This window comes from Denitraticella aggregata (assembly GCF_048158365.1).
GTDB lineage: Bacteria > Pseudomonadota > Gammaproteobacteria > Burkholderiales > Rhodocyclaceae > Azoarcus_F.
Genome location: NZ_JBLLNL010000004.1, coordinates 1 through 14,643 on the forward strand (window position 1 = coordinate 1; position 14,643 = coordinate 14,643).

A 14,643-nucleotide genomic window follows, 5' to 3' on the forward strand; every position below is an offset into this window, starting at 1 on the left:
ACACCGGGCGCTACCAGTCCCGGCCATCGAAAAAAGCAAGCAGGGGGGGGGTAAAATTTAAAAGTATTTTTTTGCTCCACATGCTCCACAACTCCACAAAAACGACTAAATTCCGCGCCGTTACTGGGATTGCGAGCTGTGGAGTATTCCAAAGTCATTCCACATTTTCGCCTTTTCTGGGCAAATCTCCACAAAAACGGGGTGTTTTTGTGGGGTGCTACATGAAAAACCCGCTTTTTCAGCGGGTTCGTGGTGGCTGTCAGAGTGGTTCGTCAAACGGGTTTGGTGGTATCTCCAGCTCGTCATCTGTAACACTGTCGTTCCATCGGTATCGAAGTTCGCGTTCCTCGCGCAGACGGATCCCGCGCAGTGAATCGACGTTCTCGCCTGGCTTACGCTTTTGTTCGACCGGATGGCCTAGCGTCCGTGTCATGTCCTTGACCGTTTCGATGAACCTGGGCCGCGGTAAATGCTGAGTACCCTCCGCGTCGCAGAACGCCAGGAAGCTCGGGTACAACTTCGATAACGCGTCCTCGTAGAAGGTCAAACCACCCTCTCGACGCACCTTCTGCTGTCCGATCACGGCGTGATGTGTCTCATCCGGAACACAACACTCGACCAGCCACCGCACGACCCGGTTGCTCGCCTTCAGCGCCTCGAAGTTACCCCGCACCATCGCCCGCGGCCCACTGTTGATTCGACGGGTGATCTCGTCCTGTGAGAGGCCCAGCAACCAACTCACGAGCCCGGGCGCCTCGGTGTGCAACACCACCTCATCGCCACCCACCGAACGCCATCGAGCCACGTCGGCTGGCTTTGGTTGGTGCACGAACGGAATGTTCCGCTGGCGGCGGACAACACCACTCGTCAGATCCGTCGATACGAGCGGCTCGTTCGACGCGATCAACACGATGCCCTCGAATACGAACGACGAGCCGCTGCTCTGCTGCTCGTGTTTCCGCTCGCTGCGGAGCTTGTCACCACCCGTCATCGCCTTCAGGGTGCTCACGTCACCGCCCCACTTACCAGCATCGGTGATGACCGCCAGGCGCTTCCCATACAGGGCCGACGTCTCGTACTGGTTGCCTTCGAGCGCCTTGAGGGTGGTCGCGTAGCAGTTCAGGTCACCAACCAGCACCTCCGCCAACCGCAGGAACGTCGATTTGCCAGACCCACCCGGGCCTTGCAGGTAGAAGAACACCTGCAGGTCGAACCGGCCGTGCAGGATGGCTGCGAGTACCGCGCGCAAGTACTCGACCATCTCCAGATCCCCGCCCATCGCGCTGGTCAGATACCTCTTGATCTCCGGGCAGGTGGCGTCTGGCGAATAGTCGTAGGGCAAACACCAGATGTTCCCGTTGGCTGGATCCGCCGGCCGGAGCTCGCCGGTCTTGGGCAGGAGCACGCCATTGCGGAACGGGATCGCGTTCCGATCCAGCGGTTTAGGCAGCGGGAGGTTCCCGGCCATCTCCATCAGGTCGCGCACGCCCTTGACATAGGGCTTGCCAAAACCAAGGGTGCCGCAGCCGATATTGATGATGTCGTGCAGCACCTGGTTCAGCGCCATGCCGTTCTTGTCGAAACCCCAGTGGCTGCCGTCCCAAGCGTGCCACGCCATCGCCTCGCGCGACTGTGCAAACCGGTTGCGTAGTGCGGGCAGAATGCGGTCGCGTGCCTGGCTGGGCACGAGCCGCACCCAACCGTTGTCGGTTGTCATGCGGAGCAGCGCACCCGACGGGATCTCGCGCCTGACCCAGGACGCGGGTTCATCTGGCTCAGATGACCCAACAGGCACGTCGGCACCACCAGACTCACTCGGCCCGTCGTCAGACCCGTCGGCACCTTCAACAGACCCAACAGGCGCGTCGTCATCCTCGGTCCAGATGGCCGGATCGACCGGCGCGTCGTTCTGCTTCTGGTCGAGGAAATAGACGACGTCAAGCCCGTGTGCCCGGGACAGGATCTTCGGCCGATTGTCCATCTGTCCTGACAGGGCGATGGTCGCTTTGCTCGTGCCGTAGTCCGGTTCGAATGGATCACGGATCGCCATCCTGTCGAACCGGGGCCGGTCCGCCTTGATCTCGGCGACCGTGACCGTCGTTCCGTCGTTCAGTGTCACCTCGAAACCGTCGTGCAGATCACGATATTTCTTGTCGCGGGCGGCGAGCAGCGTCTTCCTGACCGCAGCACGCTCGGCCTTCGGCACCTTCTTCAGCTGCTCCTTGATCCAGACCTTGGTGTTCCGCGCGATCTCCTCCTGGACCTCCTCGTCGGCCTTGGCTGCTTCGACGAGCTCATCGAACCGCGCCTCCTCGTCGTCGGTGAGCGGCGGGATGCTCGCGGCCTTGAGCATGCGGCACTCACCCAGGTGCCACTCGACATCGCGACGCTGTGTGATCCGCTTATCGAGGATGACGGCGCCGTACTCGAAAATCGGCTGGTTCGAGCTTTTGAGGGCGGTGTCGATGATGCTCCTGTCGAGTGGAACGCCGCTGCTTGATACCTGGATCCGACCATAACCTGCGAGCCAGGCCCGCACGTGCAGTCGCTTGAGCACCTCGGGAATCATGGTCCCGTGATCGATGACCGCGTAGCAGTGCAGGCCCTTCATCCCACTCGAACCCGTCGGCCACCGCAGGTTTGCGCTCGCGCTGCTGCTGCTCACGATGTCCGAGCTGACGCCGACGGACCGGTAGGCCGCGACCACATCGACAGCCCGGGGGAGATCCCAACAGTTCAACTGATCACCGTCGAGTGGCAGCAGCGCCGGACCCGCTGGGTGCGGGAATTTCTCCGGCGACCGGACACCTTGAGCGACGACCACAAGTGCCTTGTCCGCAACACCGGCGGTGATGAACGCGAAGCCATCGGGCGGATCCGCGCGCAGTGCGTTGAAGAGCCGGCCGAGCGTCGTCGCAGTCCGTTCAGCGGTGCCCTCACACAGATTGACCCGCGGCACATCGATCTTGCTGCCGTCCTCGTCAAGGCTGATGGTCTTGCGGACGTGGTAAGACACACCATTCGGCTTCCACCAACGCGTCATTGTGAATGCCGCGGTGTCGGCAGGCGGCAGGATGACCGGTGCCGGGTTGGGCGCCGGTGTCGATGGTGTGGTCACTTTCGCGCGGGCGATCGCCTCCTTGGCGGCTTCTTCAACCAACGTCGAGCAGATGCACGGCGCCGCTTCGCAGATCATGCAGTCCTCGACGGACTGTTGGTTCGGTTCTCGACGGTTCATCGCACACCTCCGATCGACCGAACCGGTCGCAAGAAAACATACCCATCACTGGAACGTTGGGGCATAATCGACCGCGCTGGGTTGAGCTCCAGCGATGTCGTGTTCCCTTGTGTGTCCGTACCGCCCGCGCCCGCCTGCGTGTCCCCGCCGGTGGGCGCTTTCACGTCCAGGCGTGGGAATCGACTCCGGTCCGGTGTTGTCTCGTAGCCGCAGTAGTTGCCGGCCTGGTCTGGGTAGCGGTGGATATTCACCTCCAGGCCCGCCAGGCGCGACGTGTCCGGTTTTATTTGACGCTTGCGGATGTTGTAGTACGGGTACGTGCCTTCGATCCTCGGGTGCAGGAACGCGGCCACAACCACATCGGTGCGGGACACATACCGATTCATCCACTGCTCGATGACCCCTTTTGCGGCCATCCCGGGGCCGGGACGCTTCGTGTTCTGCTGTGCGTCCAGCCAGGCGAAGGCTGCGCGGATGCAGTCCGGATGCTCGTGACACGCCTGAACCGGGCCATATAGGCCCAGCCGCTCGCACTCCTGTTTCGCGATCTCGATCTCGGCGTCGGTCGGCAGCGGCAGCGGGGCAAACCCGTTGCTGTAGAAAGTTTTCAGTCTCATGGCTGCGCCCTCCGATCGCGGGGCGGTGGCGCGGACGGCGGCGGTCCATTCAGAAACAACCAGCCCAGAGCCAGGCGGTATTCGCGCAGTTCGAGCCGGACGGCGGCGAGCCATCGGCGGATGGTTGATGTTTTCATCGCGCCACCTCGCTGCGGTCAGATTTGCGGCCGTCGTTCGGGTCGGTGCGCTCGGTGATGTGCTCGGTGGTCTGCGCCGTCAGTTCGCTGCGGCCAGCTTTGCGGCCTGCGTTCGGATCGGTGCGCTCGGCGATGCGCTCGGCGATCCAGGCCTTCACCTCGGACTCGATCCAGCCGACATTGAACGTGCCAATCTTGATCGGCTTGGGGAAGGTGCCGTCCTTGGCTCGATGGTAAATCGTGGCTCTGGCCAGTCCGGTGAGGTGCTCGACCTCGCGGCGGCGGATGATGCGTTCTGTTTCCATGACACTGCTCCTGAAGATCACATGACCGGTTTGGTCATGCTCTGGAATGCAGTGTCACGTCATGGCTTGTGCATAAACAAATGGACTAAATGCACACCCACTCAGGTGGATTCCAGTGGTTCAGAGTGGGTCATCTGGGTCTTTCAGGAAGGCCTCGAGCTCGGACGGTGTCAGCGACTCCACGTAATCCGTCATTTCGCGAGCGTGCGCCTCGTCGGCTCTCTGGGCGGCTCGCACCCTATTCCAGACCGTGCTTTCCGCCACCCGGTGCCGCGCGGCATAGGCCTTCACCCACTTGGTCAGCGAGGGGTGGTCCTCGTCGCCGAACCCGTAATCGAGAAACACGACATCGGCGTCCGGTAGCGCTCGCGGGCGACCAATAGCCGCGTCCCGTGCCAGGTAGAGGTTATAGACGAGGGTGTCGGCGACTTCCTTGTTCGTGGCCTGGCGTGCGGCAACAGCCAGAGCGCGCCCCAGGTATTCGGCCAGCTCCTCCGGGAGCGCCTCGCCGCGCAGCATGAACCCGCTCGCGTGCCCCAGCACCCGCGCAGCTGCGTCCGGGTCGCTTGGCGCGGCCTTGAGATCCGTTTTCCAGTTCATGCTGCACCTCGATTGATCGGAATGACGTCGGCGCCTTTGCACAGCTGATCGATGTAGTCAGCCCATGCCTCCATCATTTGCCTTCGCTCGGCCAGGTACTGGGCATGGTGCGAGTAGGCGGCGAATACCTGCTTGCGCTCGCGGTGGGCGAGCTGCCGGTCGATGACCTCGGGCCGGAACCCCAGCTCGAGCAGTGCCCCTGTCGCGGTGGCCCGGAACCCGGCGCCGCTGACCTCGGCCGACGAGTAGCCCATCGCACGCAGGGCCTTGTTGATCGTGCCGTCGCTGATCGGCCGACCCTGCCCGTTTCGGTTCGGGAACAGCAGGTCACTCCGACCGGCGGCGGCCTTCATCTCGGTGAGGATCTCGACGGCCTGTCTGGAGAGCGGAACGACGTGCTCCTCGGCCATCTTCATACCGGTCAGCCCTCGGGTGCGGTCGCGCTCGGCCGGGACGACCCAGGTGGCGCCGTCGAGGTCAAACTCGCCCCACTGAGCGCATCGCAGCTCACCTGGTCGAACGAAGGTCAGCACCAGCAGGCGGACGGCCTGCTTGACCGGCTGGGAGATCCGCACGACATCGAGCTTGATGAAGAAGTCGCGCAGCTCGCTGGTGCGCAGGGCAGGGCGGCGCTTCTCCGTGTGAGTCTGCAGCGCCTTGTGTAGCCCTTGTGCCGGGTTGTGTGTTGCCAGTCCGGACGCGATCGCATGGATGAAGATCTCGCTGATCCTCGCCCGGGTGCGCTTGAGCATGTCCGTGGCTCCACGCGCTTCGATCTTCCGGAGCAGGTCCAGGATCTCGGGTGCCTGGATGCTCGCGACCGGACGCTTGCCAATGAATGGGAACACGTTGGCCTCGAGCGCGCGGATGGCGGCATCAGCGGTCCCCTCGGTGCGATCCTTGCGCCACTTCTCCCACCAGCCCCGGGCGACGGACTCGAACGAGTTGGCGGCAGCGACATCGGCCATGCGCTTCGCCTCCTTGCGCGCCGCAGCAGGATCGATCCCGTCGGCCAGCAGCTTGCGCGCCTCGTCGCGTCTGTCGCGCGCCTGCTTGAGCCCGACATCGGGATAGACGCCCAGGCTGAGCCGGTGCTCCTTGCCCCCGTGGCGATACTTCAGCCGCCACCACTTTCCGCCGGTCGGGGCGATCTCCAGGTAGAGGCCGCGTTCGTCATAAATCTTGCGGGTCTTGTCGCCGGGCTTTGCGGCGCGAATTGCGGTGTCGGTAAGCGGCATTTGGGGGCAACTCCTTTGGGGTGTTTCTGCTGTTGCCCCCAATCTTGCCCCCAGTTGCCCCCAGAACGCAATAGACGAGTTGGACTATCTCGGACAATAAAAAAAACCCGCAAAGCCTGTAGCAGTGCGGGTTTCTGGTCCTTCGAGCGTTGAATTTACTGGGCTTTTTGGGGGCTTGTGGTCCCCCCGGCAGGAATCGAACCTGCATCTGCCGCTTAGGAGGCGGCCGTTCTATCCATTGAACTACGGAGAGAGGGCGCAATTCTAGCCGGTTCGGCCCTGGCTTACCAAGCTCGACCACATGATTCCGTGCGCAAAACCGATGCGCATCACCCCCGCGTGGGAGCGGCGTAAGCCGCGAATGGGCGTCGGGAAATTGGACACGCTGCTTTCGCGGTTTGCACCGCCCCGATCCGGGGGACGTGTCGTGTCCGGAGCAGGGTTCAGCGCTGCCGTCGCGCCTGAGGCGCGCCGTTGGCGGGTTCGGGCGCGGCCTCTTCGGGGCGGGGGTCGCGTTTCGGGGGCAGGAAGAAGTCGCGCGGGGCGCGCAGCAGGCGCTGGAAGATCAGGCCGATCAGCTCCTGGCCCTGCGCGAAGGTGATGCGCCGTGCCCGCATCGCGACCGACAGCGTCAGCGCGAAGCTCACGGTCAGGTTGGTGATGCCGATCAGCAGCACGCCCAGCAGCGACAGCGCCGCGAGTTGCAAGGGCAGGCCGAACTCCAGGCCGATCAGCGCGTGGCCGACATAGGCCGACGAGAACGCGATGTGGCGGATGTCCAGCGGCAGGCCGAACAATACCCCGAGCGCGGTCACGCCGCCGAGCAGGAAGCCGAAGAAGAAATTGCCCGCCAGCGCACCGAGGTTGCTTTCCACGTAGGCGGACACCCGCTGCATGCGCGCCTCGCCGAACACCCGGCGTGGCCAGCGCAGTTGCAGCAGGCGCTGCGGGATGCGTCCATAGGCCGACAGATTGTCGTAATAGCCCGCGATCAGGCCGGACAGGAACAGGCACACCCCCGCGATCGCGGCGAACACAATCGCGCCGCTCAACGGATGGACATCGTCGAGCATCTTGTAGGCCTCGTCCGGTGCGACGAAGGCGCTGCCGGTCACGGCATGGATCACCAGGCCGATCAGCACCGCCATCGGGATCGCGATGCCGACGTTGCCGAGGATCGCGCCGAGCTGGCTGCGCACGGTGCGCGCGATCAGTTCGACCAGATTGTGCAGGTCGTGATGCTTGCCGCGCGCCTCGCCGATCGAGGCCGCGATCGCGTTCGCGGTCATGGCCGGCTGCTTGGTCGCGACCGTCCCGCCCAGGATGTGGATCAGCACGAAGCCGAGGCCGTAGTTCAGGCAGAACGCCAGCCCGGCGTTCATCGGCGCGAACCCCTGTCGTTCCAGCACCACCTTCAAGGTCGCCATGAACGCGATGATCGCGCCGCCGAGTGCAGCCGAGCGGAGGATGCCGAAATACTCGCGCCGATTCGACGTGATGTAGCGCTCGCCGGTCTTGCTCGCGCTCTCGGTCATGCGCAGCGACAGCAGTTCGACGTTCTTGCCCCAGTAGTCGGACAACTTGTTCTTGCGGCACTCCGCCCTGATCAGCTCCTTCAGCAGGCGCGTGACATGGCTGGCGATCGAGTTGATGTTGCGCTCGCTGCGCAATTGCAGCAGCAGCGCCAGCAGCGCCGAGATCCGCTCCAGGTGCTGGTGCAGGCGCTCCAGCTTGAAGGTCAGCGACAGGCTGGTGCCGATCTTCGCGGCGCGCCGCCGGATGCGCAGCACCACGTCCTCGCATTGGTCGAGCATCACCGCTAGGTGCTTCTCGTCCTCGGTCTCGGCGCTCTCATCGGCCCACCATGCCTTGTAGTTCGCCAGATATGCGACCAGCTCGGCGTTCTGGGCCAGGAACGGCGATTCGTGCTCCTCCAGCGTCGGATCGATGCGCACCAGCTCCGGGTCGAGGCCGATCGACGAGACATGGTAGGACAGCATGCGCAGCGCCTCGATGATCTCCTCGACCGGATCGGGCACTTCGTTGCGGTTGCGCAAGTCGAGTTCGGCTTCGGTCGGGTCGAACAGCGTGTTGATGAAATCGATCCAGACCTCGTCCGGAATCGCATTCACCCAGACCTCGTCGCTGACCTTGTGAAACACCGTCGCGATTACGCCGTTCATGTAGTGCGTGTCGACCACGTCGGGCAGCAGTCGGCCAGAGATGCGCCGCGACGTCTCGGAAAAGAAGCCGGACGACGGCAGCAGGCCGGACGACACGTACAGCGACACCACCTTGCGCTGCATGAACAGGCGGATCACCGCATCGCGGAGCTGTTCCTTGAGATCCTCGCGCCGGCGCAGCAGGCGCTTGAGCACGCGCAGGTGCTCGGTCGCCAGTTCGACGTCGTTCGCGCGCACCGGTCGCAGGCGATCCACCAGGGCGACCCAGGTCTGCACCTCGTCCTCGCCCGGCTGGCCGAATTTTCTCAGGACTGCTTCCATTTGACTCCCGCGGATGCATCGATTCCGGGTCGATGGTGCACCGCATTAACATTGAAACGACCCGCTATGTTAGCAGGCCGGTACAATCATGAGCTTGGTTCATTGCCGGAGTACGAAACGCCATGCCTCTTCTGTCGGTGGACAACGCCTGCCTCGCCTTCGGGCACGTGGCCCTGCTGGATCATGCGTCGTTCCAGCTGGATGCGGGCGAACGCGTCGCGCTGATCGGGCGTAACGGTTCCGGAAAATCCAGTCTGATCAAGGCTTTGGTCGGTCAGGCGGTGCTCGACGACGGCAGCATCTGGCGCCAGGACGGCCTGAAGATCGCCTATGTGCCGCAGGAGCCGGACTTTCCGCTGGAGCGGGACGTGTTCGCCACGGTCGCCGACGGTCTCGGCGACGCGGCCCGGCTGCTGGTCGATTATCATGCCGCGATGCATGCGGTGGCCGACGGCCATGACGATACCGCGATGGCGCGGCTGGAGGCGCTGCAACATGAAGTCGAGCAGGCCGACGCCTGGCGGCTCGATCAGCGCGTGGACGAGGTGCTGCTGAAGTTGGGGCTCGCCGGAGACGTGCCGGTCGGCAGCCTGTCCGGCGGCGGCATGAAGCGCGTCGCGCTGGCCCGTGCGCTGGTGTGCGAGCCCGATCTGCTGCTGCTCGACGAGCCGACCAATCACCTGGACATCGACGGCATCCTGTGGCTCGAGGGTCTGATCCGCGACTTTCGCGGCGCCGTGGTGGTGATCACGCACGACCGGGTGTTTCTGGACCATGTCGCGACCCGCATCATCGAGCTCGATCGCGGCCGCCTCGGCAGCTACCCGGGGCGCTTCAGCGACTATCAGCGGCGCAAGGCCGAGGAACTCGAGTCCGAGGAGAAGGCCGCCGCGCGCTTCGACAAGGTGCTCGCGCAGGAGGAGGTCTGGATACGCAAGGGCGTCGAAGCCCGCCGCACCCGCAACGAGGGCCGCGTGCGGCGTCTGGAGGCCTTGCGGCGTGAGCGCGCGGCCCGTCGCGACCGGCTCGGCAACGTGAAGCTCGCTGTGGACAAGGGCGAGAAGAGCGGCCAGATGGTGGCAGAGCTCACCGACGTGACCAAGCGCTATGACGATCGCGTCATCGTGCGCGACTTTTCGACCCGGATCATGCGCGGCGACCGGGTCGGCCTGATCGGCCCGAACGGATCGGGCAAGACGACGCTGCTGAAGCTGATCCTGGGCGAGATCGAACCGGACAGCGGCACGGTGCGTCGCGGCACGCGCCAGAGCGTGGCCTATTTCGACCAGATGCGCGCGCAGCTCGACCCGGAGCTGCCGCTGACCGAGGTCATCAGCCCGGGCTCGGATTTCGTCGAGATCGGTGGCGAGAAGAAGCATGTGATCGGTTACCTGGGTGACTTCCTGTTCGCGCCGCAGCGCGCTCGCTCGCCGGTCAAGTCGCTGTCGGGAGGCGAGCGCAACCGCCTGCTGCTTGCGCGCCTGTTCGCGCGGCCGGCCAACGTGATGGTGCTGGACGAACCGACCAACGACCTGGATATCGAGACGCTGGACCTGCTCGAGGACCTGCTCGCCGGATACGACGGCACGCTGTTCCTGGTCAGCCACGATCGCGCGTTCCTGGACAACGTCGTCACACAGGTGATCGCGTCCGAGGGCGACGGACGCTGGGGCGAATATGCGGGCGGCTACGAGGACTGGCTGCGGGTGCAGAACGCGCGCGCCACCGAGGCGCGGGAGCAGGCCAGGGCGGAACGCACGCGTGCGCCGGCCCGCGACGCACCGGTCGCCCGCAGCGTCGCGCCAAGGACGGTGAAACTGTCGTTCAAGGAGCAGCGCGAACTCGACGCGTTGCCGGAGCGCATCGCCGCGCTCGAGGCCGAGCAGGCCGGCCTGCATCGCCGAATGGCCGATCCCGCGCTGTATCAGCAGGATCCGGGCGAAGTCGTGCGGGTGAAGGCTCGGCTGGACGCGCTGGAGCAGGAAATAGACGCTGCGATGCAGCGCTGGGAAGCCCTCGAAACCAAGGCCGGCGGGGAGGGTTAAACGCGCCCGCCCCTTGAGGGGAAGGGGCAAACAGGGCGAGCCGTGCCTTGCTTTTGGGTTGATGGAGTCGAATAGCAGGTTCCTTCCCCTTCAAGGGGAAGGAATAGCACGTCGTGCTCACGTGCCAATCGACGTCAGCGCGGGTTCTATAACGTCCCGATCTGGTTGAACCATGCGGCCGCGGCGCCCGAGGCGAGGAATACGCAGGCGTGGAACACACCCCACGCGCGGTAACGGCGCGCGATGACCGCGGGGTCGAGGTCGGAGATCAGGAACAACCGGCGCACCACCGGCTTGCGGATCACATGGGCCTCGGCGATGGAGAGCACCTCGGCGCGCTGCTTCAGCACCTCGCGCCGGGCCTGCGCGCGAGCGAGTTCCCACTCGTCGAGGTCGATCGCGCCGTCGCCGTTCAGGTCGAAGCGTTCCAGCAGCGTCCTTTGATCGGCCTTCCACTCCGCCAGCAGGTCGCGGATCTGGCCGCGCGTGTCGAACACCAGCGAGATGCTGCCCAGCGTCGCGAAGTCGCCGATCACGTAGAGCGGATCGTTCGCGATCAGCGACCACTGGGTGTGGCGCATGTCGCCTCGGTCGAACACGTCGCGACGCCTGACCAGCATGTCGGCGCCCTCCGGGTCCACCGCGACCACGCCGGTGCCGTCGTCGAGCAGAAAGGACGCGTCGCTCTGCTGCGTGCCGACATGGCGCCATTTTCCGTCGCGCTGCTTGCGCTGGGTCACGACCCGGTACCAAAGCAGCGGCAAAGCATTGACCGGCGACAGCAGCGGCGTGCCGTCCAGCGGCCGTCCGTGGCCGCGCAATTCGGTGTAGCCCTGCGCGGCGGATGCGATGCGCGAGGTCGGCGTGTCCGCGATCAGGCGCGCATGGCGGATCGCGCGCAGCCACCCGAACAGTCCGGTGGCCATCAACAGCGTCAACCCGGCGATCGAACCCCAGGCCTCGTCGATCGCCAGCGCGCCCGCGACGATACCGATCTGCAGCGCCGGCAACGTGAGATTCGCGACATCCCGTTTGAGCCTGACCAGCATGCTGCGATGGTATTGTCCGCAGCGCTCACGCGCTGAACAGCGCCTTCAGATCCACATCCGCCTTTTCCGCCTTCGAGAATCGCAACAGCGGCTCCTTCACGAAGTTGAACAGGCGCGCGACGATCAGGTCGGGCACCTCGTCGACCCGCACGTTGAGCAGGTTCACCGCCTCGTTGTACCACTCGCGCCGGTCGGCGATGCCGTTCTCGAGCGCGGTGATGCGCGACTGCAACTGCATGAAGTGTTCGTTGGCCTTCAGCTCCGGATAGGCCTCGGCGACCGCGTAGATCTGCCCCAGACCGATGCGCAGCAGCCCTTCGGCTTCGCCCAGCGCCGGCACGTCGTGCTTCTCGCGCGCGTTGGCGACCTGCGCCCGTGCTTCGGTCACGCGCTGCAGCGTGCTCTGCTCGAACTGCTTGTACTGGCGGCACACCTCGACCAGCTTGGGCAACTCGTCATGGCGCTGCTTCAGCAGCACGTCGATGTTGGCCCAGGCCTTGGCGACGTTGTGGCGCAGATTGACCAGGCCGTTGTAGATGATCACGCCGTACAGCGCGACGATGACGACCAGCCCGAGTAAGATTGCAGTCGAAATGCTCATGGTGCCCCCGCGGTTTTCGCGCATCATAAACGCATTCGAATATCGACGATGTGGCTTTTTCCGCCTCGCCCGGCAGATCCAAATCTTGAAGACCGAACCGACTCCCTTCCTCTTCCGTCCGGGCGTGGTGATCTGCTGCGGCGCGCTGATCCTGACTCTCGCGATGGGGGTGCGCCACACCGGCGGTCTGTTCCTGCAGCCGATGACGCTGGACCAGGGCTGGTCGCGCGAGATGTTCGCGTTCTCGATCGCGATCCAGAACCTGATGTGGGGCGTTTTCCAGCCCTTCGCCGGCGCCTTCGCCGACCGCCATGGCGCCGGCCGCACATTGGTCGGTGGCGCGCTGCTCTACGTGCTCGGCCTGGTCATCATGGCCAACGCGCAGACCGAGCTCGGACTCAACGTCGGCGCCGGGCTGCTGATCGGCATGGGGCTGGCGGGCACCACCTTCAGCGTCGTGCTCGGTGTGGTCGGGCGCATGGTATCTCCCGAGAAGCGCAGCCTCGCGCTCGGCATCGTCAGCGCCGGCGGCAGCTTCGGCCAGTTCGCGGTGCTGCCGGTCGGGCAGGGGCTGATCTCCAGCGTCGGCTGGCATGACGCGCTGCTGTGGCTCGCGGTCGGCATCCTGTTCATCGTGCCGCTGGCGCTGGCGGTGCGCGGCACCAATGGCGCGCCGGCGGGCGGCCAGTCGGTCGGCGAGTCGCTGCGCGAGGCCAACCGTACCGCGAGCTTTCATTTCCTGTTCTGGAGCTTCTTCGTGTGCGGCTTCCAGACCGCCTTCGTGATGCTGCACCTGCCGGCCTTCGTCGTCGATTCGGGCCTGAGCGCGAACGTCGGCATGACCGCGGTCGCGCTGATCGGCCTGTTCAACATCGCCGGCTCCTTTCTCGCCGGCTGGCTGGGCGGACTTTACAGCAAGAAGTGGCTGCTCGCCGGTATCTACGCGCTGCGCGTGGTGGCGATCCTCGCGATCCTGATGTTCCCGCTGAGCGTGACCACGCTGTACGTGTTCTCGGCCGCGATGGGCCTGCTGTGGCTGGGCACGGTGCCGCTGACCAACGGCCTGGTCGGTCACATCTTCGGCATGAAGTTCGTCGGCATGCTGTACGGCCTGGTCTTTCTCGGGCATCAGATCGGTGGCTTTCTCGGCGCGTGGCTGGGCGGCCTGATCTTCGACCTGTCCGGCTCCTACGACATCGCGTGGTGGATCGCGATCGGCCTGTCGGTGGCCGCCGCGCTGCTGTGCATCCCGGTGCGCGAGCGCCCGCTGGCACGTCCGGCGGAGGCGACATGAGGCTGCTGAAGCCGGTGCTGATCGTGCTGGCGGTGCTCGCCGCGGCAGCCCTGCTCGCCGCGCTGTTCGCCGGCTACCGCGATCCGGCCATGCTGATCGACTTCGTTAACATCCTGTACTGCGGTTGAAGAAGGCTTCTGGCTTCGTTCAGGGTACTGCTACACGCAGCGTGGCATTTGCGGCTGATAGCCTGCATGGCGCGAATCAGCAGGTTCCTTCCCCTTCAAGGGGAAGGACAGGATGGGGATGGGTTGGACGGTCGTTGTTGTGGACCCCATCCCCCACCCAACCTCCCCCTTGAAGGGGGAGGAGCAGAGATGTCGTGCCTTTCTTGAAGTGGGAGGGGCAGAGATGTCGTGCCTTTCTTGAAGTGGGAGGGGCAGAGGTGTTGTGCCTTTCTTGAAGTGGGAGGAGCAGAGATGTCGTGCCTTTCTTGAAGTGGGCGGAGCAGGACCGTTGTGTCATTCCCGTCGAGGGGGAGGGGAGTTGTGCCTTCCCTGCAAGCGGGTGGAGTCGATCGGCAGGGATTGGCGTGCCCGCGGTGAAAGGCTGGCAGCGTGAATCAGCAGGTTCCTTCCCCTTCAAGGGGAAGGACAGGATGGGGATGGGTTCAACTCCCGGGCGATGCACGCCAGCACGGCATCCGTCTGCGTTAGCACCTCGTCGTTCCAAAAGCGCATCACGCGAAATCCCGCACGCTCCAGCACCTCAGTGCGCACCGCATCATGAGTGGTGGCATCCAAATGCTGGGAGCCGTCCACTTCGATGACGAGTTGATGCTCCAGACATACGAAATCAAGGATGTACCCGTGGAACGGATGCTGTCGCCGGAATTTGACGCCGAGTTGGCGGGCACGCAAGCACTGCCAGAGCTTGCGTTCGGCGTCGGTCAAGTTTTTGCGCAGCCTTTTTGCGAAGGTTCGGTTCTGCGAGCTGCTTTGTCCGTGCATTCGAATCGAACTCCTTGGTGACCCATCCCCATCCTGTCCTTCCCCTTGAAGGGGAAGGGACCTGC

The 14,643-nt window shown here is 64.5% G+C and carries 12 protein-coding genes and 1 tRNA gene; 3 read left to right on the plus strand and 10 right to left on the minus strand.

Going from position 1 to position 14,643, the window contains the following annotated elements; translation table 11 throughout:
* Positions 1 to 259: 259 nt before the first annotated feature.
* The 7 genes from ACKVEX_RS06465 to ACKVEX_RS06495 form a co-directional block, all read right to left on the minus strand.
* Positions 260 to 3,238 (minus strand): DNA primase family protein, encoded by a 2,979-nt coding sequence (locus ACKVEX_RS06465; RefSeq protein WP_473214889.1) that lies wholly within the window; start codon positions 3,236 to 3,238, stop codon positions 260 to 262.
* Positions 3,235 to 3,855 (minus strand): hypothetical protein, encoded by a 621-nt coding sequence (locus ACKVEX_RS06470; RefSeq protein WP_473214890.1) that lies wholly within the window; start codon positions 3,853 to 3,855, stop codon positions 3,235 to 3,237. The genes ACKVEX_RS06465 and ACKVEX_RS06470 overlap by 4 nt, the downstream gene beginning before the upstream one ends.
* Before the next feature lie 133 nt (positions 3,856 to 3,988).
* Positions 3,989 to 4,297, minus strand: coding sequence for a helix-turn-helix transcriptional regulator (locus ACKVEX_RS06475; protein ID WP_473214891.1), 309 nt, complete (start codon positions 4,295 to 4,297; stop codon positions 3,989 to 3,991).
* A 120-nt stretch (positions 4,298 to 4,417) separates the two neighbouring features.
* Positions 4,418 to 4,897, minus strand: coding sequence for a hypothetical protein (locus tag ACKVEX_RS06480; RefSeq protein ID WP_473214892.1), 480 nt, complete (start codon positions 4,895 to 4,897; stop codon positions 4,418 to 4,420).
* Complete coding sequence (locus tag ACKVEX_RS06485; protein WP_473214893.1) at positions 4,894 to 6,135, minus strand: tyrosine-type recombinase/integrase; 1,242 nt, start codon at positions 6,133 to 6,135, stop codon at positions 4,894 to 4,896. The genes ACKVEX_RS06480 and ACKVEX_RS06485 overlap by 4 nt, the downstream gene beginning before the upstream one ends.
* A gap of 178 nt (positions 6,136 to 6,313) precedes the next feature.
* Positions 6,314 to 6,388, minus strand: a tRNA-Arg gene (locus ACKVEX_RS06490).
* A 190-nt stretch (positions 6,389 to 6,578) separates the two neighbouring features.
* Positions 6,579 to 8,639 carry a site-specific recombinase gene (locus tag ACKVEX_RS06495; protein ID WP_473214894.1) on the minus strand — a complete coding sequence of 687 codons (2,061 nt, stop codon included), beginning with the start codon at positions 8,637 to 8,639 and terminating at the stop codon, positions 6,579 to 6,581.
* Positions 8,640 to 8,761: 122 nt separating this feature from the next.
* On the opposite strand from ACKVEX_RS06495, the gene ACKVEX_RS06500 reads away from it, so the two are divergent.
* Positions 8,762 to 10,684: an ATP-binding cassette domain-containing protein gene (locus tag ACKVEX_RS06500; RefSeq protein WP_473214895.1), complete on the plus strand. Its 1,923-nt coding sequence runs from the start codon at positions 8,762 to 8,764 to the stop codon at positions 10,682 to 10,684.
* Positions 10,685 to 10,830: 146 nt separating this feature from the next.
* Here the strand turns inward: ACKVEX_RS06500 and ACKVEX_RS06505 are convergent, their stop codons facing one another.
* Together ACKVEX_RS06505 and ACKVEX_RS06510 are read right to left on the minus strand one after the other, a co-directional pair.
* Positions 10,831 to 11,733: a hypothetical protein gene (locus ACKVEX_RS06505; RefSeq protein ID WP_473214896.1), complete on the minus strand. Its 903-nt coding sequence runs from the start codon at positions 11,731 to 11,733 to the stop codon at positions 10,831 to 10,833.
* A gap of 25 nt (positions 11,734 to 11,758) precedes the next feature.
* Positions 11,759 to 12,334: a LemA family protein gene (locus ACKVEX_RS06510; RefSeq protein ID WP_473214897.1), complete on the minus strand. Its 576-nt coding sequence runs from the start codon at positions 12,332 to 12,334 to the stop codon at positions 11,759 to 11,761.
* Positions 12,335 to 12,419: 85 nt separating this feature from the next.
* Here ACKVEX_RS06510 and ACKVEX_RS06515 point away from each other — a divergent pair, with 85 nt between their 5' ends.
* Complete coding sequence (locus ACKVEX_RS06515; RefSeq protein WP_473214898.1) at positions 12,420 to 13,628, plus strand: MFS transporter; 1,209 nt, start codon at positions 12,420 to 12,422, stop codon at positions 13,626 to 13,628.
* Positions 13,625 to 13,756 carry a hypothetical protein gene (locus ACKVEX_RS06520; RefSeq protein ID WP_473214899.1) on the plus strand — a complete coding sequence of 44 codons (132 nt, stop codon included), beginning with the start codon at positions 13,625 to 13,627 and terminating at the stop codon, positions 13,754 to 13,756. The genes ACKVEX_RS06515 and ACKVEX_RS06520 overlap by 4 nt, the downstream gene beginning before the upstream one ends.
* A 453-nt stretch (positions 13,757 to 14,209) precedes the next feature.
* On the opposite strand, the gene ACKVEX_RS06525 is transcribed toward ACKVEX_RS06520, so the two are convergent.
* The gene (locus ACKVEX_RS06525; RefSeq protein ID WP_473214900.1) at positions 14,210 to 14,578 is read right to left on the minus strand and encodes an endonuclease domain-containing protein; all 369 of its coding nucleotides are present in this window, start codon (positions 14,576 to 14,578) and stop codon (positions 14,210 to 14,212) included.
* Positions 14,579 to 14,643 lie beyond the last annotated feature (65 nt).

Excerpts from the sequence above, each read along its gene's own strand:
- ACKVEX_RS06500 (WP_473214895.1), top strand. The coding sequence starts at position 8,762 with ATGCCTCTTCTGTCGGTGGACAACGCCTGCCTCGCCTTCGGGCACGTG.
- ACKVEX_RS06465 (WP_473214889.1), bottom strand. The coding sequence starts at position 3,238 with ATGAACCGTCGAGAACCGAACCAACAGTCCGTCGAGGACTGCATGATC.
- ACKVEX_RS06480 (WP_473214892.1), bottom strand. The coding sequence starts at position 4,897 with ATGAACTGGAAAACGGATCTCAAGGCCGCGCCAAGCGACCCGGACGCA.
- ACKVEX_RS06475 (WP_473214891.1), bottom strand. The coding sequence starts at position 4,297 with ATGGAAACAGAACGCATCATCCGCCGCCGCGAGGTCGAGCACCTCACC.
- ACKVEX_RS06495 (WP_473214894.1), bottom strand. The coding sequence starts at position 8,639 with ATGGAAGCAGTCCTGAGAAAATTCGGCCAGCCGGGCGAGGACGAGGTG.
- ACKVEX_RS06470 (WP_473214890.1), bottom strand. The coding sequence starts at position 3,855 with ATGAGACTGAAAACTTTCTACAGCAACGGGTTTGCCCCGCTGCCGCTG.
- ACKVEX_RS06520 (WP_473214899.1), top strand. The coding sequence starts at position 13,625 with ATGAGGCTGCTGAAGCCGGTGCTGATCGTGCTGGCGGTGCTCGCCGCG.
- ACKVEX_RS06505 (WP_473214896.1), bottom strand. The coding sequence starts at position 11,733 with ATGCTGGTCAGGCTCAAACGGGATGTCGCGAATCTCACGTTGCCGGCG.
- ACKVEX_RS06525 (WP_473214900.1), bottom strand. The coding sequence starts at position 14,578 with ATGCACGGACAAAGCAGCTCGCAGAACCGAACCTTCGCAAAAAGGCTG.
- ACKVEX_RS06485 (WP_473214893.1), bottom strand. The coding sequence starts at position 6,135 with ATGCCGCTTACCGACACCGCAATTCGCGCCGCAAAGCCCGGCGACAAG.
- ACKVEX_RS06510 (WP_473214897.1), bottom strand. The coding sequence starts at position 12,334 with ATGAGCATTTCGACTGCAATCTTACTCGGGCTGGTCGTCATCGTCGCG.